The organism is Streptomyces mayonensis, assembly GCF_018982965.1.
In the GTDB taxonomy this organism is placed as follows: Bacteria; Actinomycetota; Actinomycetes; order Streptomycetales; family Streptomycetaceae; genus Streptomyces; species Streptomyces mayonensis.
This window is the reverse complement of sequence record NZ_JACBYP010000113.1, coordinates 1-20594: the sequence shown is the minus strand read 5'-3', so window position 1 is coordinate 20594 and position 20594 is coordinate 1. Positions and strand designations below refer to the sequence as shown.

The following is a 20594-nucleotide window of genomic DNA, read 5'->3' as shown; positions in this document are numbered from 1 at the left end:
ACCGCGTGAACCGCCTGAACCGCGCAGGGCGGGACCGGTGGAGCGCTCCGTCCCCCGGAGCGCTCAGCCCTGCGGCGTACCCTGACCGCCGGTGCCGGTGCTTGTCCCGCTGCTGCCGCCGCCGGTGCCGTTGGCGGGGCCGGTCCCGTCGGTCTCGTGCCGGATCGCCTCTCCCTGGACGACGCGCGGCGTCCCCGGCTCGTCCTGCTCCTTCGCCGCGCGGGCCTCGGCCTTGAGGATGCGGGCCGACTTGCCCGCCGAGCGGGTCAGCTCGGGGAGTTTCTTGGCGGCGAGGACGGCTATGACGACGATGAGAACGATCGCGAGCTCGCTCAGTCCGAACACTGCGCTCCCCTGGTGGACGTACGGTGCGGACCCGCGGCACGGGTCCGCACCCGGGATCTAGGGCGAATCTACGGCGAATCTACGGCACGGCCGGCGGCCGCGGGTGGCGCGGCCGTGGGTCGCAGCGGTCGATCAGAGGCCGATCAGAGGTCGAACTCGTGCGGCGGCAGGTCCAGCGCGTAGCAGGCCTCGCGGACCACGGCGCGCTCGTCCTTGTCGAAGTCCCCGTCGGCGCCGCCGATCACGATGCCGATCTGCACCACGGCACGCGCCTCGGCGGGCTTCTTCTTCGCCTTGGCGATCTCCTGGAGGATGCCGACCTTGCCGAAGTCGAAGTCGGCGGTCAGCTTGTTGAGGTTGTCCTCGAAGCGGCGGCGCAGATCGTCCGCGGGGAAGTTCTGCAGCACTTCGTTGGTGGAGATCAGCTGGGCGACGCGCTGCCGCTCCGAGGGGTCGACGGTGCCGTCGGCGGCGGCGACCAGCGCGCACATCGCCATGCTGGCGTCGCGGAAGGCGCCGCTCTTGAGGTCGTTCTTCTTCGCCACGAGCTGCGTCTGCATCTGCGACGCGGACTCCTTGAAGCGGTCCCACAGGGCCATGAGAACTCCGTACTCCGTACCGGTCGGAAAGGTGCGAACTCTCTACACCGCTGTAGAAGTTATCAGCCTTCCTCGTCACCCCCGGAATCGTCGTCCGAGTCTCCGTCCGAGTCGTCGTCCGAGTCGTCCTCGAGGAAGTCCCCCACCTCGTCGACGACTTCGGCCGCCACGATCCCCCCGGCGATCATGCCCGCGCCCGCCAGCACGGCGGTGCCGACCCCGATGCCGGAACCCCCGGAGTGTCCCGGCTCGTGACCGCCGTACCCGGCTTCGTGGCCGTACACCGCGTGCGAGCCGTACGACGCCCGGTGCTCGACCAGCTCCCGGATCCAGCCGTCGACGAGGGCGTTCCAGTCCTGCGGCCCGGACGGGCCCTCGTGCGGCACGGAGAACCGGCTGAGCGCGTCGTGTCCGTCGGAGAACGGGCCGCCGCGCTTGTCCGCCTCCAGCACCACCTCCAGGGCGCCGGGTACGGCCAGGAACGTCAGCTCGATCTCGTTGACCTGGTGGGCGTAGGCCGGGGGCGGGGTCAGTTCGATCTCCTGGTAGAAGGGCAGCTGCTGCCCGGTGCCGCCGATGCGGCCGTACTCCAGGTCGGCGGAGCGGAAGCCGAAGCCGAGCTGTCCGAGCGCCTCCAGGACCGCCTCCTGCGCCGGGAGCGGCGCGACGGTCAGCTGGTCCAGGTCGCCCTTGTCGCGGGCGCCGGCCACGGCCAGCTCGGTGCGGACGCCGAGCACGATGCCCAGCGGCTGCCCGTACAGCTCGGTGACGGGCGTTTCCCAGGGCAGGGCCACTGTGAACGGGACGCTCGTCTCCTCGCCCGCCGCGAGCCGGAAGGCCCCGCCCACGACGTGCCGGTCGAAGACGACGACGCCCTCGCCGTCGCCGTGCTCCTCGTGCTCGGTCTCCACGCGGGCCACCAGCTCCAGCGCGACGTGCTCGACGTCGTGGTCGGCGGTGCCGCCGACGAGGTGGACCCGGCCCGACAGCGTGCCCCCGGGCCGGGCGGCGCCCGGGTCGAGAACCGTGTCCACCGTGGGTCCGCCCACGCCGAGGGAACCGAGCAGCCGCTTGAACACCATCGAGGCGTTCACTCCTTCACGTTCGTGCGGGGAACAATGCGTGCGGAAAAACGTGCGGGGAACAACCGGAAAAGGCCGGCCGTTCTCTACAGGCGAGTAGAAGCATAGGGTCTGAGGACTCCCGCTCTCTTTGCTCGTCCTTTACCATGAGGGAGAACCCTCGGGTGCCCGGCTGGTACCGGCGCCCACCGACCCCGTTAAGGAGTCCCGTTCCGTAATGGAGCCCCCTAGTACCGGCCGTGCCACGGCCGGCCCGCCAGTTCCCCCGTATGTGCGTGAGGGAAGCGGGGTGGCACGGTGACCGAGGTCCTGCTGCTCCTGCTGGCCCTCCTCCTCACCCTCGCCTGCGCGATCTTCGTCGCGGCCGAGTTCTCCCTGACCACCGTCGAGCGCGGTGACCTGGAGCGGGCCGCCGAGTCCGGTGAGCGCGGCGCCGAGGGCGCCCTGAAGGCCGTACGTTCCCTGACCCTCCAGCTGTCCGGCGCCCAGCTCGGCATCACCGTGACCTCGCTGGTCATCGGCATGCTGGCCGAGCCGTCGATCGCGGCGCTGCTGCGCGGCCCGCTGACGGCGATCGGCCTGGGCGGCGCCGCCTCGACGGTGGCGACGCTGCTCGGCGTGGTGCTGTCCACCGTCGTCCTGATGGTCGTCGGCGAGCTGGTCCCCAAGAACTGGGCGATCTCCCGCCCGCTGGCCGTCGCCAAGGTCGTCGCGGGCCCGCAGCGCGGCTTCACCACCGCCTTCGGCCCCTTCATCCGCCACCTGAACAACACGGCCAACCGTTTCGTGCGCCGCTTCGGCCTGGAACCGGCCGAGGAGCTGGCGTCCGCGCGCAGCGCCGAGGAGCTGGTCGCGCTCGCCCAGCACTCGGCCGCCGAGGGAGCCCTGGAGCCGGACTCGGCGGAGCTGTTCGTGCGCACCCTGCACCTGGGCGAGCTGACCGCGGAGAACGTCATGACGCCGCGCGTGGACGTCAAGGCCCTGGAGGCCCACGCCACCGCCGCCGACGCCGCGAACCTCTCGCACGCCACCGGCCTGTCCCGCTTCCCGGTCTACCGGGACAGCCTGGACGAGGTCATCGGCACGGTCCACATCCGCGACGTGCTCGCCCTGGAGCCGGACCGCCGCCGGGCCACCCCCGTCACCGAGCTGGCCGCGGCGCCCCTGCTGGTGCCGGACAGCCTGCCCGCGGACCGCCTCCTCGAGCGCATGCGCCGCGCCCGCACCATGGCCGTCGTCATCGACGAGTACGGCGGTACGGCGGGCGTGGCGACGGTCGAGGACATCGTGGAGGAGGTCGTCGGCGAGGTGCGCGACGAGCACGACCCGGTGGAGGTCCCCGACCTGCTGCCCGCTCCCGCGGACCCCGACGGCCGCGCGGCCTGGGACGCCGACGGCTCACTGCGCCTGGACCACCTCCAGCGCATCGGCCTGACCGCGCCCGAGGGCCCGTACGAGACCCTGGCCGGCCTGGTGGCCACGCGGCTGACGCGCATCCCCGCCAAGGGCGACGTGGTGGTCCTGGACGGCTGGCGCATCGACGTCCTCGACATCGACCACCACCGCGCGGACCGCCTCCGCGTCACCGCCCCCGCGGCGACCCGCGAGCCGGGCGACGACCACCCGGACCACGAGAGCCCGGAGCCCGGGAGCCCGAAGGACAGCCACCCGGGCCACGGGCAGCCGGACGACGGACAGCCGGAGCACGTCCGGCCGGGCCACGGACACCCGGCGCCCCACGACGAGCGGGAGCTGGCCCGATGACCGTCGTACAGCTCTTCATCGGCGCGCTGACGCTGCTGACCAACGCCTTCTTCGTGGGCGCCGAGTTCGCCATGATCTCGGTGCGCCGCAGCCAGATCGAGCCGCGCGCGAAGACGGGCGACAAGCGCGCCCGGATGACCCTGTGGGGCCTGCAGCACATCTCCCAGATGATGGCCACGGCCCAGCTCGGCATCACCGTCTCCTCCCTGGTGCTCGGCGCGGTCGCCGAGCCGGCCATCGCGCACCTGATGGAGCCGGTGTTCGAGGCGGTCCACATGCCGCACGCGCTGGTCCACCCGGTGGCCTTCGCGATCGCCCTGACCCTGGCGACGTACCTGCACATGCTGATCGGCGAGATGATCCCGAAGAACATCGCGCTGGCCGCCCCGGCGACCACCGCGCTGATCCTCGGCCCGCCCCTGGTCGCCCTCACTCGGGCCCTGAAGCCGGTCGTCTTCGGCATCAACGCCTTCGCCAACACGCTCCTCAAGCTGCTGCGCGTGGAGCCGAAGGACGAGGTCGAGGCCGTCTTCACCGACGACCAGCTGGCCCGCATGGTGGTCGACGCCAGCGAAGCCGGACTGCTCACCCCGGCCGACGGCGAGCGCCTGCGCGACGCGCTGGAACTGGGCACCCGCCCGGTCGGGGAGATCCTGGTCCCGGTCCCCAAGATGCGCACGGTCCCGCACACGGTCACCCCGGCCGAGCTGGAACGCATGGCCGCCGACGCGGGTTACTCCCGCTTCCCGGTCACCGGCCCCGGCGGCACCGTCCTCGGCTACCTGCACATCAAGGACACCCTGGGCCTGACCGACCGCGAGAGCCCCTTCCCGCGCACGGCCCTGCACCGCGTCACCCGCGTCCGCATCGACACCCCCCTGGACGACACCCTCACCGCCCTGCGCACGGAGGACAGCCACCTGGCCGCCGTCACCGGCGAAACGGGCGCGGTCCTGGGCTTCGTCACGATGGAGGACGTCCTGACCGAACTGGTGGGCCCGACCCCGGCGGGGGTGTGACGCCGCGCCGCCCGGTGCCGGAGCCCGCACCGGGCGGGTGCCGCTTGCACCGGCCCCGCCACCGCCCCTGCCCCCACCGCCCACCCCCTACCGGGGTATCACTGCGGCTTGGCTCCTGAGGGTGACGGAGCGGCTCCGCCGGGCGCCTAGGCTGGCGGGCATGACCCCAATGGTGGAGGAACGCCCCCGTGCGCTGCTCGCCGGGGCGTCGCGGCGGTGGGTGCGGGCGCTGCCGTGGGCCCTGGCGTTCGTGCTGAGCGTCGCCCTGCTGCCCACCACCATCGCCGTGCTCACCGCCGACTACGGCGTGCACGGCGCCGTCGCCGCCGGGCTGGCCGCCGCGCAGGCCGCGCCGCTGCTGCTCGCCGTCGTACGGCCGCTGCAGGCCTGGTGCGTCGTCTTCGCCGCGGACGTGGCCGGGGCGCTGGCCCTGCTCGCCGTCGACTTCGAGGAGCGGCTGCTGTGGCCGTTCCCGCCCATGGAACTCGTCGGGTACGTCGCCCTCTGCCTCGCCCTGGGCCTGCGCGAGCGGCGCCGGACACTGGTGCTGGTGTGGCTCGCCACAGCCGCCGCGAACGTCGGCCTGGGCTTCGCCGCGCCGCACGGCTTCGGGGCCAGGGAGTTGCTGTTCACCATCCTCGGTGGCGTCGCGCTCCTGCTGGGCGGTGCGCTGCGCGAGCGGTACGAGGTTCAGCGCAGGCTGGCCGAGCAGGAGACGATCAGCGAGGCCGAGCGCGGCCGGCGGACGCTCCTCGAGGAACGCGCCCGCATCGCGCGCGAGTTGCACGACGTGGTCGCCCACCACATGTCCGTCATCACCGTGCAGGCCGACACCGCCGAGTACCGCCTGCGGGCGCTGCCGCCGGACGTGCGGGAGGAGTTCACGTCCATCGCGTCGACCGCGCGGGAGTCGCTCGGCGAGATGCGCCGTCTCCTCGGCGTGCTGCGGAACGAGGAGGCGCACGGCGAGCTCGTGCCCCAGCCGGGCCTGAGGCAGATCGGTCAGCTGGTGGAGGCGACGGCACGGACCGTCGGGCCGGTGGAGTTCACCCCCTGCGAGGCCGAGGTCCCCGAGGCGGTGGGACTCTCGGCGTACCGGATCGTCCAGGAGGCCCTCGCGAACGTCGTACGGCACGCGCCGGGGGCCGCGACGCGGGTCTCCCTGTCGGTGGCCGGGTCCGCCGGTGACGGGGACGGCGGTGACGGGGACGGCGGTGATCGGGGCAGCGGCGGTCGGGAGGGCGGCGGTGACCGCGACTCCGGTGGCCGGGACGGCGGTGACCAGGACGGCGGTGGCCGGGACGGCGGTGGCCGGCTCACCGTCCTGGTCGTCAACGGGCCGCCGCCCCGGCCGCGTGACGGGCCGCTCGAGACGGGCGGTACCGGGCACGGGCTCGTCGGCATGCGTGAGCGGGTGCGGCTCGTCGGCGGCGCCCTCGACGTGGGCCCGCTGCCCGACGGCGGCTTCCGGGTTGCTGCTCGACTCCCTCTGACCCTGACCGAAGAGGACCTGACCGAAAAGGACTCCACGTGACGACGCGCGTCATCATCGTCGACGACCAGGCCATGGTGCGGGCCGGCTTCGCCGCGCTGCTGGCCGCCCAGAGCGACATCGACGTGGTGGGCGAGGCCCCCGACGGTGCGCAGGGCGTCGAGCTGAGCCGGCGCACCCACCCGGACGTCGTGCTGATGGACGTACGGATGCCCGAGATGGACGGGCTGGAGGCCGCGCGCCGGCTGCTGTCGCCGCCGACGGGGGTGACCCACCGGCCGAAGGTGCTGATGCTCACCACCTTCGACGTCGACGACTACGTGTACGAGGCGCTGCGGGCGGGCGCGAGCGGCTTTCTGCTGAAGGACGCCCCGCCGGCCGATCTCATCGCGGCGGTACGCGTCGTGGCCTCGGGCGACGCGCTGCTCGCCCCCTCCGTGACGCGCCGTCTCATCGCGGACTTCGCCAAGCAGCGCCCCGCGGCCCGGGGCAGGCCCGCGCTGCGGCTCAAGGGGCTGACGGAACGCGAGACCGAGGTCCTCACCCTGGTCGCCCGCGGCCAGTCCAACACGGAGATCGCCCGGACCCTGGTGCTGGCCGAGCAGACGGTCAAGACCCATGTGAGCCGCGTCCTGACCAAGCTCGACCTGCGCGACCGCGCCCAGGCCGTGGTCTTCGCGTACGAGTCGGGGCTGGTGACCCCGGGCGAGTAGACCGGGCCGGTCGGACATCGCCGCGGGCCGCCCCCTACCGGGGTAGCGCCTCCACATTGGCTCCCGGGTATGACGCCCGGCGCCGGACCGTCCCCGCACTCTTCCCCCGTCGCACAGAAGCACCGGATGCAGTGGGTGCAGTGGATGCGCCGGGTGCACCGGATGCACCGGGCTCACCGGGCACGGACGAGGGAGACGACGGGACCATGAGGCTACGCAAGGGAAAGCGGCAGCAGGCGGACGAGGACCGGACGGAGGCGGACCGGACGGGGGAGGCGCACGGCGGTCCCGGGACGGCTCCGGCCGCCGTGCCCGGTGCCGCCGTCGAACTGCGCGGGGTACGGCGGCAGTACGGCCGCGGGGCGGGCGCCGTGCACGCCCTCGCGGGCATCGACCTCGCCCTTCCGCGCGGCACCTTCACCGCCGTGATGGGCCCCTCCGGCTCCGGCAAGTCGACCTTCCTCCAGTGCGCCGCCGGGCTCGACCGGCCGTCGGCGGGATCCGTGCGCCTCGGCGGTACGGAGATCACCGGCATGAGCGAGAACGAGCTGACCGAGCTGCGCCGCAGCCGCCTCGGCTTCGTCTTCCAGGCGTTCAACCTGCTGCCGTCGCTCACCGTCGAGCAGAACGTCCTGCTGCCGATGCGCCTCGCCGGGCGGCGCCAGGACCGCCGCCGGGCGGCGGAGGTGCTCGCACAGGTCGGGCTCGCCGACAAGGCGCGGCGCCGCCCCGGCGAGCTGTCCGGCGGCCAGCAGCAGCGCGTGGCCGTCGCCCGCGCCCTGGTCACCGCCCCCGACGTGGTGTTCGCGGACGAGCCCACCGGCGCTCTCGACACCGGCACCGCCGCCGAGGTCCTCGGCCTGCTCCGGCATGCGGTGGACGCCCTCGGCGCCACCGTCGTCATGGTCACCCACGACCCCGCCGCGGCCGCCTGGGCCGACCGCGTCCTGTTCCTCGCCGACGGCGCCTTCGCCGACCACCTCGAACGGGGTTCGGCGCAGCAGATCGCGGCACGGATGACCGGGCTCACCGGCCGTGCGCGGACGATGGCGGGTGCGGGTGCGGGTGCGGGTGCGGGTGCGGGTGCGGGGGCAGGGGTCGGGGCGGGGGCGGCGGCATGAGGTTCACGCCCAACGGCCTCGCCCGCGCGGCCGTGCGCTTCAAGCCCGCCTCGTTCGCGGGCACGTTCGTCGCGCTGATGATGTCGGCGCTGGTCGTCACGGCCTGCGGGGTCCTGCTGGAGACCGGCCTGCGCGCCTCGGTGCCGGCCGAGCGGTACGCGGACGCGCCGGTCGTCGTGGCGGCCGACCAGTCCGCGCGGATCGTCGCCGACACCGTCGACGGCCCCGAGGAGACCGCGTACCCGTTGCCCGACACCGCCCGCGTGGACGCGGCGCTCGCGGCGAAGGCCGCCGAGGTGCCGGGCGCCGCCACCGCCGTACCGGACTTCACGTTCCCCGTGCACGGCTTCCCGGCGCACGGCGGCACCTCGGCGTCGGCGACGTACGCGCTCACCGGACACGGCTGGGGCTCGCACGCCTTCACCGGCACCGCGCCCACCGAGGGCGCCGCGCCGGCCGCGGGCGAGGTCGTCCTCGACGCCGACGCGGCCCGTGCCGCGCGGGCCGGCGTCGGTGACACCGTCACCCTGGAGACGGCAGACGGGCGGGCCGGCTTCCGGGTCTCCGGACTGGCGGAGGCCGGAGCGGGCGACACTGCGGGCGGTGACGCGGCGGGCGGTGACGCGGCGGGCGGTGACGCGGCGGGTGGTGGCGGGCCGGTCGCCTGGTTCGCCGACTCCGAGGCGTCCGTGCTGGCCGGGCACCCCGGCCGGGCCGACGCCGTCGCCGTCCTCGCCGAGGACGGCACCGACCCGGACGCCCTCGCCGCCGCCGTCGGGAAGGTCCTGACGGGCTCCGGCGCGCAGGTGCTCACCGGCGACGACCGCGGCGAGGTCGAGGACCACACGCTGGCGTACGCCAAGGAGACGCTGTTCGCGGTCGGTGCCTCCTTCGGCGCGATCGCCACCCTGGTCGCGGTCTTCACCGCGGCCGGCACGGTCGCCCTCTCCGTCGGCCAGCGCTCCCGCGAGTTCGCGCTGCTGCGCGCCGTCGGCGCCACCCCGCGGCAGATCCGCCGCGCGGTGGCCTCCGAGGCCCTGCTGGTCGCCCCGCTCGCCGGGTTGCTCGGCTGCCTGCCGGGCATCGGGCTCGCACACTGGTGGTTCGGGCAGATGCAGGACCGCGGGGCTGTCCCGGACGCCGTGGACCTGCACGTCTCGGGGTTCCCGCTGCTGGCCGCGGTCGGTGTCGGGCTGCTCACGGCGCTCGGTGCCGGCTGGGCGGCCGGGCGCAGGCCCGCACGGATCAAGCCGGGCCAGGCGCTCGCCGAGGCGTCGGTGGAGCGGCAGCGGCCGGGCGTCGTGCGCACCGTTCTCGGGCTGGCCGCGGTCGGCGGCGGTTCGGTGCTCGCCGGGGTCGCGGCCTCCGCCGCCGGTTCCGACGCTGCCAACGCCTCCCTCGGGGTCGTCATGCTCTTCATGCTGGCCGTCGCCCTGCTCGGCCCGCTGCTGGCCCGGCTGTGCGCGGCGCTCTTCGGCCTGCTGCTGCGCGGCGGCGGCGCCTCCGCGTCGCTGGCCGCCGCCAACTCCCGCACCAACTCCCGCCGGCTGGCCTCCGCGATCACGCCGATCGTGCTGGCGATGGCCTTCGCCTCGACCCTCGTCTTCATGCACACGAGCGAGAGCCACGTCGCCTCGGAGCAGCTCCGCGACGGCATCACGGCCGACCACGTCGTCACCGCCCCCGCCGGTCTGCCCGCCGACGCCGCCGACCGGGCCGCCCGCGCCCCCGGCGTCGACGCGGCCGTGAGCCTGCTGGACACGCAGGTGCTGGTGCCCGTCCGGGGCGGCGGCGAGACGTCGCTGCAGGCGACCGCCACGCAGGGCGTCTCCGGCTCCGGCGCGCAGCTCGCGAAGGTGCAGGACCTGGAGGTGCGCGAGGGCAGCCTCGACCGGGTCGGCGAGGGCCGGATCGCGATCGACGGGACCCTCGCCACCGCCGCGGACGTCGGCCTCGGCGACAAGCTGTCCCTCCACCTCCCCGACGGCACGAAGGCGGCCCCGGAGGTCGTCGCGGTCTACGGCCGCGGCCTGGGCCTGCCCGCGGTGACCATGGACCGTGCGTCCCTGGACGGCCACCTCACCTCCCCCTTCGCCGACACGCTGCTGGTCAGCGGCGGCGAGGCGGAGCAGCTCGGCGCGCTCGGCGAGGTCACCGACGCCTCCGGCTACGCCCTCGCGCAGAACGTGGACCGCGAGTTCGGCGCCTGGGCCAACTACGTGATGGCCGCCGTCCTGGGCGGTTTCGCCGCCGTCGCCGCGGTCAACACCCTGGTGATGACGGTCCTGGACCGCCGCCGCGAACTGCACATGCTGCGCCTGGTCGGCTCCACCCGCCGTCAGGTGCTGCGGATGCTGGGCTGGGAGAGCCTGCTGGTGTCGGCGGCGGGCGTGGTGCTGGGCACCGCCATCGCCATGGTCACGCTGACGCCGATGATGCGCGGCCTGACCGGCGAGTTCCCGCACATCCCCCCGCTGCTGTACGCCGCCTTCGCCGCGACCGCCGTGGCCCTCGGCCTCGCCGCGGTCACCCTCCCGGCGCGCGCCGCCCTGCGCGGACGGCAGGGGTGAGGCGAGCTTCCCCGGCGCCGTCCTCACTCCCGGGCGGCGCCGTCCTCGAAGAGGATCGCGTGGACGCGCCGCAGGACGTCGAGGTGGGCGCTGTTGTAGAACTCGACCAGCGCGTGCCCGACGACCGACTCGGCGACCGCCGCCTCCCGGCGCGAGCCGAACCCGGGGTCGGCCAGGACGGGGTGGTCCCGATGCTGTTGGCGCACTTCGGAAACCATCAGCTCCGCCAGCCGCCGCCGCACCGCCTCCGGAGCGTCCTCGGTGAGCGCCGCGAACTCCACGTCGAGGGCACCGCGTGGCGCCGAGAGCTGCTCCCGGACGGCGGCCATCGCATCGGGCGGGAACACGCTGAAGTACGCCAGCAGCATGGACCGCTCCCCCTCGGGCAGGTCGTCGGCGAGCGTTCGGAAGTCCGGCGGCATGTCGAGCGCGGCCCGGTTCTCCATGACGGCCGCGAGTTCCCGCCGCATCCGCCGGCGCCGCTCGATGTCCGCCGCGAGTTCGGCGTCCAGGTCCCGCAGGATCTGCCGCGCCCGCTCGTCGCCGCTCTCGACCGCGGGGACGTCCGCCAGAGGTACGCCGAGGTCGGTCAGCCTGCGGATGCGCAGCAGGCGGACCAGGTGGCCGACGCCGTACCGCTTGTAGCCGTTGGCGGCCCGCTCCGGCTCGTCCAGCAGGCCGATCTCGTGGTAGTGCCGGACGGTCTTGGTCGTCGTACCGGCGAGTTCCGCCAGTTGACGCGTGCTCCATGCCACCAGGAGCCCTTTCTCCAGCGTCGTGCCCGACGGCCATTGAAAACCGTGCCCCAGGGGCAGGGTCAACCCGCCGGCCGCTCCCGGCCGACCGGCCGAACCCCCCTCCCCGTCCTCCCCGTCTTCCCCGTCCGCCCCTCCGCCCCACGTGGTGTTGACCGTGCCCCCGGGGCACGGAGTCGGATGGCGGGGACCGTGACCGCGAACCGGTGTTCGGAGACTGGACATGAAACGACAGCACAGTGTCGGCCGGGGCCTGGCCCTGCTGGCCGTCCTCGGCCTGGGTGGCTCCCTGGCCACGGCTCCCGCGCCCGCCGCCGCCGAGGAACCGAGGCCGCCGCAGGTGGAGTGGGGCCAGTGCCCCGACGACGTCGTGGCCGAGGCCGCCCCGACCGAGCTGCGGTGCGCCACCGTGCCCGTGCCGCTGGACTACGCGGACCCGGAGGGCGAGCAGATCGGCCTCACCGTCTCCCGGCTGGCCGCCGCCGACCCGGAGAAGCGGCGCGGCGTCCTCATGCTCAACCCCGGCGGTCCCGGCGGATCCGGTCTCGCGCTGTCCGCGCTGCTGGTGGCCCAGGGCCTGCCCAGCAGCGTCACCGACCGCTACGACCTGATCGGCATGGACACCCGCGGGATCGGCCACTCCTCCCCGGTCAGCTGCGGCTTCACGGCGGACAGCCCCTACTACGCCAACATCCCGCCCTACGCCGTCGACGACGCCGCGGTCACCGCGCAGGCGGAGATCGCCGAGCAGACGGCCGAGCAGTGCGCGAGCAACGACCGCGACGGCCGGCTCCGCCACCTCACCACCGCCAACACCGCCCGCGACCTGGACCGGATCCGGGCCGCGCTCGGCGAGGAGAAGACCAGCTACCTGGGCTACTCCTACGGCACGGCACTCGGCGCCGCCTACGCCTCGATGTTCCCCGAGCGCGCCGACCGGATCGTGCTCGACAGCAACATCGGAGACACCCACCTCGACCGCGACGGCCTGCGCCGCTACGCGCTCGGCATGGAGCAGACCCTGCCGGACTTCGCGAAATGGGCCGCCCGCCGGCACGACAGCTACGGCCTGGGCCGCACCCCCGGGCAGGTCCGGGCGTCCTACTTCACCATCGCCGGCCAACTCGACAAGGCCCCGGTGGCGGGGATCGACGGCGGCGTCTTCCGGCTGCTCACCTTCGGCCACCTGTTCAAGCAGACGCAGTACGCCGAGCTGGCGCAGACCTGGCAGGCGATGCTCGCGGGCGACGCGGCGGCGGTCCGCGAACTGACCGCCGACCAGCAGGAGTCCGCGGACGGGGCGCTGTCGCCCGCCGACAACTCCCTGACCGTCTTCCTCGCCGTCACCTGCAACGACGTCGAATGGCCCGAGGACGTCGACACCTACCGGCGGGGCGTCGCCGAGGACCGCGGGCGCTACCCGCTGTACGGGGCGGCCGCCGCCAACATCACGCCGTGCGCCTTCTGGTCCCACGCCCCGGCCGAACCGCCGGTGAAGATCGACCCCGAGGGCCCGCGCAACGTGCTGCTCCTGCAGAACCGGCGCGACGTGCCGACCCCGCACCGGGGCGGGGAGCTGCTGCGCGAGAAGTTCGGCGACCGGGCCCGGCTGGTCAGCGTCGACGACAGCGGGCACGGCGTCTACGTCCTCGGCAAGAACTCCTGCGCGTTGAACACCACGACGCGCTACCTCGTCGAGGGCGAGATGCCCGAGCAGGACACGTCCTGCCCCGCGGACTGACCCCGGCGACCGACCCCCGGCGACCGACCCACGGGCCCCGGCGGGGCCGACGCCGCCCGCAGCCCGTCCGCGGGCGGCGTCCGCAGGGCGTGACCGGCGGGCTGCTCACTCCAGGTGGGAGCAGTCGGCGTTCGGGTCGCGGGTGAGGGCGATCACGTCGTCGAGCCGGTCGCGCACGGCGAGCAGTTCGGTGATCCGCTCGTCGATCCGGACGCGCTCGGCCTCCAACTGGCCCAGGAGCGCCGGGTGCGCCTCGCCCGCGTCCACGCAGGGCAGCACCTGGCGCACGACTCGGCTCGGCAGGCCCGCGGCGTACAGCTGCTGGATCAGCCGGACCCGGGAGACCGCGGTTTCGCAGTACTGCCGGTGGCCGCCGGAGCTGCGGCAGGCCTGGAGCAGTTCCTGCTCCTCGTAGTAGCGCAGCGCCCGGACGCTGACACCCGCCTTCTCGGCGACCTCACCGATGCGCATCGGTCCTCCTTCGTCCGGATGGCCCACCGGACTTGCAACTCACGCTGACGTCAGCTTTTAACGTGACCAACGTCGGCGGCCCGCCGGCCATTTCCACCTCCACTGATCTCACGAACGGCCTGTTCAGGGCGTTCGGAAAGGCAGAAGACCATGCGCGCAGTGCGCTATCACGAGTACGGCGGTGTCGAGACCCTGGTGGTCGAGCAGGTGCCGGACCCGCACCCCGGCCCCGGCGAGGTCCGCATCCGCGTCGCGGCGGCCAGTGTGAACCCCGTCGACTGGAAGGTGCGGTCGGGCGCGGTGCGGGAGGTGATCCCCGTGGATCTGCCCGCGATCCCCGGCCGGGACGCCGTGGGCGTGGTCGACGAGGTCGGCGATGGGGTGCGGGGGGTGAGTGCCGGCGACCGGGTCTTCGGGCTGGGCGGCGTCACCGGCGCGACGGCGGAGCTGGCGGTTCTCTCGGCCTGGGCCCACGCGCCCGCCGAGTGGACCGACGAGCAGGCGGGCGGCGCCGCGCTGGCGGCCGTGACCGCGCTGCGCGGACTGCAACCGCTCGGTCCCCTGCGCGGACGTACCCTGCTCGTCGAGGGTGCCGCCGGGGGTGTGGGCAGCGCCGCGGTCGAGATCGCGGTGGCCCGCGGCGCCACCGTGATCGGTACGGCCGGTGAACACAACCACGACTTCCTGAAGTCCCTCGGTGCCGTCCCGACCCGCTACGGCACCGGCCTCGCGGACCGCCTCGCCGGCCTGGCCCCGGGCGGTGTCGACGTCGCGCTGGACACCGCGGCGTCCGGCTCCCTGCCCGACCTCGTCGCGATCGTCGGCGATCCCCTCCGCGTCTCGACGGTCGCCGACCACGCCAACGCACACCGCCTGGGCGTGCACCTGGCCAACGCGGAGAACGACCCGGCGCTCCTCGCCGAAGCGGCCGAACTCGGCGCCCAGGGCCGCTACACACCGCGCATCGAACGGACCTACCCGCTCGACCAGACCGCCCGGGCCCACGCGGACAGCGAACGCGGCCACACCCGCGGCAAGATCGTCGTCCGCCTCTGACCCGTCAGCCCCGAGCCCCGCCCACCGCCGCAGCCAACGCCGACCAGGCACCATCGTCACGTACGGCGACCGGGCCGGTCCAGAGCGTGAACCAGTACAGCGTGATCTGTATCGGTACCAGACCTGCCTGCCTCACCAGCCCGTCGCCACCAGGTGGTTGAGGAGGAGCGGGAGCGTCGCCTGGGCCGCGAGCCAGGCGCGGGGGTGGGGGAGGGAGGCGCAGCACGGGAGGAGCCACAGGGCGAAGGGGAGCCAGATGCGTTCCGTCTCCGCCTTGCTCATGCCGGACAGGTCGGCGACGAGGAGGGCGAGGAGCCCGGCGGCCACCAGGATCGCGAGGCGGACGGTCTCGTCGCTCACGGTGTCGTCGCGCCGCCGGGCCAGGGCGCTCCCGGTCCGGCGCAGGCCCGCCGCAGTCGCCAGGCCCGTGATGAGCACCGTGCAGGCGAGGTTGGCCCACACCCAGTAGCCGTAGGGGCGGACACCGGCCGCGCCCTCGTAGTAGCGGGTGACGAGGAGGTGGTAGGCCTCCCACCAGTCGAAGCCCGCCGCCGTGAAAGCCACCGGCACCACCGCCGCGCCCGCCAGCAGCGGCACGAACAGCACCGGCCGCTGCCGCACCCCGCGCCGGGCGAGCAGGAGTACCGCCGCCGCGATCACCGCCACCAGCGTGAGGCCGTAGGAGAGGAAGCAGGTCAGCCCGAAGAGCAGGCCGGAGCCCAACGCCCACCACAGCGAGCGGCCGGTGACCGTGAGGGCGAGCAGCGCCACGGCCCAGGCGGCGACCGCCGCGAAGTACGCGTCGGCCGAGGTGCCGAGCCAGACCGCCGCCGGGGCGAGTACGAGGAAGGGGGCCGCCCGGCGCGCCAGGTGCTCCCCGTGCTCCCCGGCCAGGGCGCGGACCGTCACCAGGATCGCCACGCACCCCGCCGCGCCCGCGGTGATGCACCAGGCCCCGGCCCAGCCCCCGCCGCCCAGCCCGATCCGGTCGAGCAGGACGAAGGTGAGCGTGGCGGCGGGCGGGTGACCGGCGACGTGGGCGGGCCAGTTGTCGGGGGAGTGGATCAGGATGTGCGCGGTGAAGTCGCGCAGCGTCGCCGGGATGTCGTGCCAGCGGTCGATGACCGTCAGGTACTCGTTGCGGGTGGTGAGGCGGCCGGCGACGCCCGTCCGCCAGCCGTCGATCAGGGCCAGCGACCAGATCCAGGCCATCGACGCGCCCCAGGCCGCGGGCAGCAGCGCGCGCCACGACAGGCGGGCGGCGACGGCCGGGCCGTACGCCACCGTCGCCGCCGCCACCAGGACCGCGGCCGGGGTGCCGGGACCGGCGTGCGGGTCCCAGCGGCCCAGCAGGGGCGGCCAGCCGACGATCAGGTCGTCGTACGTGTACACGTACCGGCCGACCAGCACGGCGGCCGCCACCAGCAGCGCGGCGGCCACGGCGGCGTACAGGTCGCGGCGGAGGGGGCGGACGGGGCGAAGAGGGCGGACGGGGCGGAGGAGGGTCACCTCGGCACCGTAGGGCGGGAGATCGTCCGGGTGGCGGTGCGCGGGGCGGACGTCAGCGTTTCGTCATGGGTCGCGGAGCGTCCGGCGGGCCGCTTGCGGCCTACGGTCGGGGCATGCGCGACCTCGCCCCACGGCTTCCGTCCTCGCCGGGTTTCTGGCGCAGCCCGCTGCGCGGCCCCCGGTTCACGTCGGTGCTCGGCCTCGTCCTCCTCGCGGGCATCACCGTCCTGTTCGTGACGGGGCTGCTGTCGTACGCCGCCTACAACCCGGGCCTCTCCCCGGTCAACGACAAGACCCCGGACAAGGGGCTCCTCGGCTTCTACCTCTTCTCCTGGCCGACCGATCCGCCCTGGCTGTACCGCCTCACGCAGGGCGTCCACGTCACCCTCGGGCTGGCCCTGGTCCCCGTACTGCTGGCCAAGCTGTGGTCGGTGGTGCCGAGGCTGTTCACGCTGCCGCCCGTGCGGTCGCTCGCGCACGGGCTGGAGCGGGTGTCGCTGCTGCTGCTGGTCGGCGGCGCGCTGTTCGAGTTCGTGACCGGGGTGCTCAACGTCCAGCTGGACTACGTCTTCCCCGGCTCCTTCTATCCGCTGCACTTCTACGGTGCGTGGGTCTTCTTCGCCGCCTTCGTCGCCCACGCCGTTCTGAAGGCACCGGCCGCGGTGCGCAACGTACGCAGCATGCGCGACGCCCGGCGGCGCCCGGACGCGGCGGACCGGGCGGCGGACGGCCTCGTGGCGCCCGCGCCCGACGCGCCCACCGTGTCGCGGCGCGGGGCGCTGTGGACGGTCGGCGGGGGCTCGCTGCTGCTGCTCGGCACCAGCGCCGGGCGGTCCTTCGACGGGCCGCTGCGCGCCACGGCGCTGCTCGCGCCGCACGGCGGTGCCGAACCCGGCGGCGGCCCGAACGGCTTCCAGATCAACAAGACCGCCGCCTACGCCGGCATCGACGCCGCCGAGACCAGTGAGGAGGCGTGGCGGCTCGTGGTCGTCGGCCCCGCCGGCACCGTCCGCCTCGCCCGCGCCGACCTGCTGCGACTGCCGCAGCACAGCGCCGCGTTGCCCATCGCCTGCGTCGAGGGCTGGTCGACCTCCGACCAGTCGTGGCGCGGGGTGCGGCTGCGGGACCTCGCCGCGCTGGCCGGCTTCGACGGCGCCCCGCCGGACGTGTTCGTGGAGTCCCTCCAGCGGCGCGGCGCCTTCCGGCACGGGGCCCTGCGGGCCAACCAGGTGGCCGACCCGCGCTCCCTGCTCGCCCTGTCCGTGAACGGACGGACGCTGAGCCCGGACCACGGCCACCCGGCGCGGATCATCGTGCCCGCCGCGCCCGGCGTGCTCAACACCAAGTGGGTGGCCCGGATGACCTTCGGAGGACTGGGATGAACCTCGTACGCAGGCCCCGTCCACCGAGGCCGCCCTTGCGGTCCCTGACCGGCAGCCCTGCCCAGATCCTGCTGCTCTGCTGCTCGTTCGCCCTCGCGGGATACGCCGGGGTGCGGCTGCTCGACGGCGACTGGTGGGGTGTGGCGCTGTGGTTCGTGGGGGCGGCGCTGCTGCACGACCTGGTGCTGCTGCCGCTGTACGCGCTGGCCGACCGGGCCGCCGTGCGCGGGCTCGGGGCGGTGGGCCGGCGCGAGTGGGCGCTGTACGTGCGGGTTCCGGCCGCGTTCTCCGGGCTGCTGCTGCTCGTGTGGTTTCCGCTGATCAGCGGGCGGGTGGACGAGCGCTACCGGTCGGTGGCCGGGCTGTCGCCGGACGGCTTCCTCACCCGCTGGCTGCTGATCACGGCGGTGCTGTTCGGCGGCTCGGCGCTGCTGCTCGCCCTGCGGGTGCTGCGCAGCGCGACGAAGCGGCGCTCCTCCGACGTCCACTGACCGGCCCCGCGCCAGCCGGCGGCGCCCGCCCGGCGGAGCAGGGCACGGGTGCCGATCCGCGCCCACGGGAAGGTGCCGCCGGGCGCGCGGCCGTCGGTGACGTCGACGACCTGCACCTGGGCGTGTTCGTCGACGTCCGCGGGTGCCGTCTCGGCGATCAGCAGGCCGCCGGGCGCGAGGAGGGCGGCGACGCGGGCGAGCAGGGCGCCCGGGTCGCCGCCGATGCCGACGTTGCCGTCCATGAGCAGGACGGTGTCCCAGCGTCCCTCGCCGGGCAGCGGCTCGAACACGGACCGCCGCAGCGACTGGCCGCCGGTCCGCACGGTGCGGGCGACGGCGGCCTCGCTGACGTCGATGCCGAGGACGGTGCGGCCCCGGGCGGCGAGTTCCGCCACCAGCCGTCCCGGTCCGCAGCCCACGTCGAGCACGGCGCCCTCGCACCGGTCGAGGACCTCCAGGTCGACCGCGTCGGCCCGCGCGCACCACCGCTCCACGTCGAGCGGCAGCAGCCAGCCGTCGGTGCGCCGCAGGAACAGCGGCCCGCGACCGGCCCGCAGCGCGGCGGCGTAGGGGTCGGAGGCCTCCCATGCGCGGGGCGCGGAGGGTGGCTGTGCGGGGTGCTCGAGATCCGTAACGCCCTTCACCGGCGGGTCCGCTCGCCGGCGGACGGTGGGCGGGTCGGTTCGGCGGCCATCGGTGGGTGGTTCCGCTCGCCGGTCGCCGGTGGGCAGGTCCGCTCGTCGGTCGCCGGTGAACAGGTCCGCTCGTCGGTCGCCGGCAGGCACGCGGCGAGCCGGGCGGCGAACCGGCCGTGCGGGGCCAGTTCGGCGACGGCCCGTGCGTCGGCGGCGGTGTCGACGTCGCGCAGCAGGGGCAGTTCGCGCACCCGCAGCCCGGCCGCGAGGAGCCGTTCGCGCTGCACGGCCCCGGTCACGGGCGACGACATGGGCACACCCCGCAGCAGGGCCGGTTCGGGGCGGGCCAGGCCCAGGGCCCAGAAGCCGCCGTCCTCGGCCGGACCGAAGTACGCGTCGCAGCCCGTGAAGTCGACGTCGAGCAGGTCGGGTGTCACCTGCGGGGTGTCCATGCCGATCAGCAGGGCGGGGCCCGTACACCCGGCGAACGCGTCGGCCAGCCGCTCGTCGAGGCCGCCCGCGCACTGCGGTACGACGTCGAAGCCGGGCGGCAGCCAGGGGCCCGGCTCACCGGCGAGCACCAGCACCCGGCGGCGCGCGGGTGTCGCGGCCACGGCACGCAGGGTGTCGGTGAGGGACGCCTCGGCCAGGGCGGCGGCCTCGGCGGGGGCGAAGGGCGGGGTGAGCCGGGTCTTGACCCTGCCGGGGAGCGGCTGTTTGGCGACGACGAGGAGGGTGGTCGTGGAGGTCACCGGGTGCGGCTCCCCTCGCGGTCGTCCGCGCGGCCGGCCGGCGCCTCCGCCAGGACGCGGCGCATGTCCCGTACCGCGTGCCAGGTGCCGCGCCAGGTCCCCGTCACCTTGGACGCGCCGGTGCGGGGCAGGTACGGCACGTCGTGCTCGGTGACCCGCCAGCCGGCGTCGGCGGCCCGCACCACCATCTGGAGCGGATAGCCGCTGCGCCGGTCGGTGAGGCCGAGACCCAGCAGCGCCTCGCGGCGGGCGGCGCGCAGCGGGCCGAGGTCGTGAAGGCGCAGGCCGGTGCGGCGGCGCAGCATGCGGGCGAGGGCGACGTTGCCCGCGCGGGCGTGCGCGGGCCACGCTCCCCGGCCCTCGGGGCGCCGCCGGCCGAGCACCAGGTCGGCCGCGCCGGCCCGGACCTCGGCCACGAAGGGCACGAGCAGGGACGGGTCGAGGGAGGCGTCGCAGTCGCAGAAGCAGACGACGTCGGCGGTGGCGGCCCGCAGCCCGGCGTGGCATGCGGCGCCGAAGCCGCGGTGCGGTTCGGTCACGACCGTGGCGCCGTGCGCGCGGGCGACGTCCGCCGAGCCGTCGGTGGAGCCGTTGTCGACGACGAGCGCGCGCCACCCGGCCGGGACGCGGGCCAGGACCCAGGGGAGGGCTCCGGCCTCGTCCAGGCAGGGGAGCACGACGTCGACGTCCGGGAGACCCGGGGAGAGGCCCGGCGAGAGATCCGCAGGGAGGTCCGCAGGGAGGCCCGGGGGGAGGCCCGGGGGGAGATCCGCAGGAGGTGGGGTGGTCACGGCTTTCACCCTACGAGTAGAAAACGGGCGAATCGGACTCCCGCTCCTTACGAAACACGGACGTCGCGCCCCGGGCGTCCCCGGGCGGCACCGCCCACGGCCGTGCGGTGCGACGCTGGGCGCATGCCACAGCAGCCGCACGAACCCGCTCCCGCGGGCGGGCCGCGGACCACGCCCACGAACAGCCGACCGAGCCTGTCGCCGGAAGAGCCGCCGATCCGGCCGTCGGACGGAACGCCGGGCGGGCTCCCCGCTGCTCCCGGTGCCGCCCCCGCTCCTGCCCCTGCCCCGGTTCCTCCCTCCGCC

At 74.8% G+C, this 20594-nt stretch carries 18 protein-coding genes; 9 read left to right on the top strand and 9 right to left on the bottom strand.

Annotation, left to right across the window (positions count from 1 at the left end; all coding sequences use genetic code 11):
* Window positions 1–63: 63 nt before the first annotated feature.
* The 3 genes from HZS56_RS30555 to HZS56_RS30545 form a co-directional block, all read right to left on the bottom strand.
* A complete protein-coding gene (locus HZS56_RS30555; RefSeq protein WP_216724053.1) occupies window positions 64–345 on the bottom strand; it encodes a twin-arginine translocase TatA/TatE family subunit in 282 nt (93 codons plus the stop codon).
* 143 nt (window positions 346–488) lie between these two features.
* On the bottom strand, window positions 489–944 hold the full coding sequence (locus HZS56_RS30550; protein WP_216724052.1) for a tellurite resistance TerB family protein: 456 nt from the start codon (window positions 942–944) through the stop codon (window positions 489–491).
* A 62-nt stretch (window positions 945–1006) separates the two neighbouring features.
* Window positions 1007–2026, bottom strand: coding sequence for a sporulation protein (locus HZS56_RS30545; protein ID WP_216724051.1), 1020 nt, complete (start codon window positions 2024–2026; stop codon window positions 1007–1009).
* Between the two features lie 297 nt (window positions 2027–2323).
* Here HZS56_RS30545 and HZS56_RS30540 point away from each other — a divergent pair, with 297 nt between their 5' ends.
* From HZS56_RS30540 to HZS56_RS30515, 6 genes are all read left to right on the top strand, one after another.
* On the top strand, window positions 2324–3790 hold the full coding sequence (locus tag HZS56_RS30540; protein WP_308408198.1) for a hemolysin family protein: 1467 nt from the start codon (window positions 2324–2326) through the stop codon (window positions 3788–3790).
* Window positions 3787–4809: a hemolysin family protein gene (locus tag HZS56_RS30535; protein WP_216724050.1), complete on the top strand. Its 1023-nt coding sequence runs from the start codon at window positions 3787–3789 to the stop codon at window positions 4807–4809. Before HZS56_RS30540 ends, HZS56_RS30535 begins: the two co-directional genes overlap by 4 nt.
* A 160-nt stretch (window positions 4810–4969) precedes the next feature.
* Window positions 4970–6343 (top strand): sensor histidine kinase, encoded by a 1374-nt coding sequence (locus tag HZS56_RS30530; RefSeq protein WP_216724049.1) that lies wholly within the window; start codon window positions 4970–4972, stop codon window positions 6341–6343.
* A complete protein-coding gene (locus HZS56_RS30525) occupies window positions 6340–7014 on the top strand; it encodes a response regulator (protein WP_216724048.1) in 675 nt (224 codons plus the stop codon). Before HZS56_RS30530 ends, HZS56_RS30525 begins: the two co-directional genes overlap by 4 nt.
* Window positions 7015–7220: 206 nt before the next feature.
* The gene (locus HZS56_RS30520; protein ID WP_216724047.1) at window positions 7221–8135 is read left to right on the top strand and encodes an ABC transporter ATP-binding protein; all 915 of its coding nucleotides are present in this window, start codon (window positions 7221–7223) and stop codon (window positions 8133–8135) included.
* Window positions 8132–10705, top strand: coding sequence for an ABC transporter permease (locus HZS56_RS30515; protein ID WP_216724046.1), 2574 nt, complete (start codon window positions 8132–8134; stop codon window positions 10703–10705). The genes HZS56_RS30520 and HZS56_RS30515 overlap by 4 nt, the downstream gene beginning before the upstream one ends.
* Before the next feature lie 23 nt (window positions 10706–10728).
* Here the strand turns inward: HZS56_RS30515 and HZS56_RS30510 are convergent, their stop codons facing one another.
* Window positions 10729–11460, bottom strand: a complete 732-nt coding sequence (locus tag HZS56_RS30510) for a helix-turn-helix domain-containing protein (protein ID WP_216724045.1) — start codon at window positions 11458–11460, stop codon at window positions 10729–10731.
* Window positions 11461–11683: 223 nt separating this feature from the next.
* Here HZS56_RS30510 and HZS56_RS30505 point away from each other — a divergent pair, with 223 nt between their 5' ends.
* Window positions 11684–13201, top strand: coding sequence for an alpha/beta hydrolase (locus HZS56_RS30505; RefSeq protein ID WP_216724044.1), 1518 nt, complete (start codon window positions 11684–11686; stop codon window positions 13199–13201).
* A gap of 105 nt (window positions 13202–13306) precedes the next feature.
* On the opposite strand, the gene HZS56_RS30500 is transcribed toward HZS56_RS30505, so the two are convergent.
* Window positions 13307–13672 carry a MerR family transcriptional regulator gene (locus HZS56_RS30500; RefSeq protein WP_216724043.1) on the bottom strand — a complete coding sequence of 122 codons (366 nt, stop codon included), beginning with the start codon at window positions 13670–13672 and terminating at the stop codon, window positions 13307–13309.
* A 150-nt stretch (window positions 13673–13822) separates the two neighbouring features.
* On the opposite strand from HZS56_RS30500, the gene HZS56_RS30495 reads away from it, so the two are divergent.
* The gene (locus HZS56_RS30495; protein ID WP_216724042.1) at window positions 13823–14728 is read left to right on the top strand and encodes an NADP-dependent oxidoreductase; all 906 of its coding nucleotides are present in this window, start codon (window positions 13823–13825) and stop codon (window positions 14726–14728) included.
* A gap of 132 nt (window positions 14729–14860) precedes the next feature.
* Here the strand turns inward: HZS56_RS30495 and HZS56_RS30490 are convergent, their stop codons facing one another.
* Complete coding sequence (locus HZS56_RS30490; RefSeq protein WP_216724041.1) at window positions 14861–16237, bottom strand: hypothetical protein; 1377 nt, start codon at window positions 16235–16237, stop codon at window positions 14861–14863.
* 113 nt (window positions 16238–16350) lie between these two features.
* Between HZS56_RS30490 and HZS56_RS30485 the strand changes: the two genes are divergently transcribed.
* A complete protein-coding gene (locus HZS56_RS30485; protein ID WP_216724040.1) occupies window positions 16351–17619 on the top strand; it encodes a molybdopterin-dependent oxidoreductase in 1269 nt (422 codons plus the stop codon).
* Window positions 17620–17962: 343 nt separating this feature from the next.
* Here HZS56_RS30485 and HZS56_RS38965 read toward each other — a convergent pair whose 3' ends face one another.
* From HZS56_RS38965 to HZS56_RS30465, 3 genes are read right to left on the bottom strand one after another with little or no spacing between them, the layout of a single operon-like run.
* On the bottom strand, window positions 17963–18754 hold the full coding sequence (locus HZS56_RS38965; protein WP_216724039.1) for a class I SAM-dependent methyltransferase: 792 nt from the start codon (window positions 18752–18754) through the stop codon (window positions 17963–17965).
* Complete coding sequence (locus HZS56_RS30470; protein WP_308408197.1) at window positions 18751–19497, bottom strand: TIGR04282 family arsenosugar biosynthesis glycosyltransferase; 747 nt, start codon at window positions 19495–19497, stop codon at window positions 18751–18753. Before HZS56_RS30470 ends, HZS56_RS38965 begins: the two co-directional genes overlap by 4 nt.
* Window positions 19494–20174, bottom strand: coding sequence for a glycosyltransferase family 2 protein (locus HZS56_RS30465; protein WP_216724038.1), 681 nt, complete (start codon window positions 20172–20174; stop codon window positions 19494–19496). Before HZS56_RS30465 ends, HZS56_RS30470 begins: the two co-directional genes overlap by 4 nt.
* Window positions 20175–20594 lie beyond the last annotated feature (420 nt).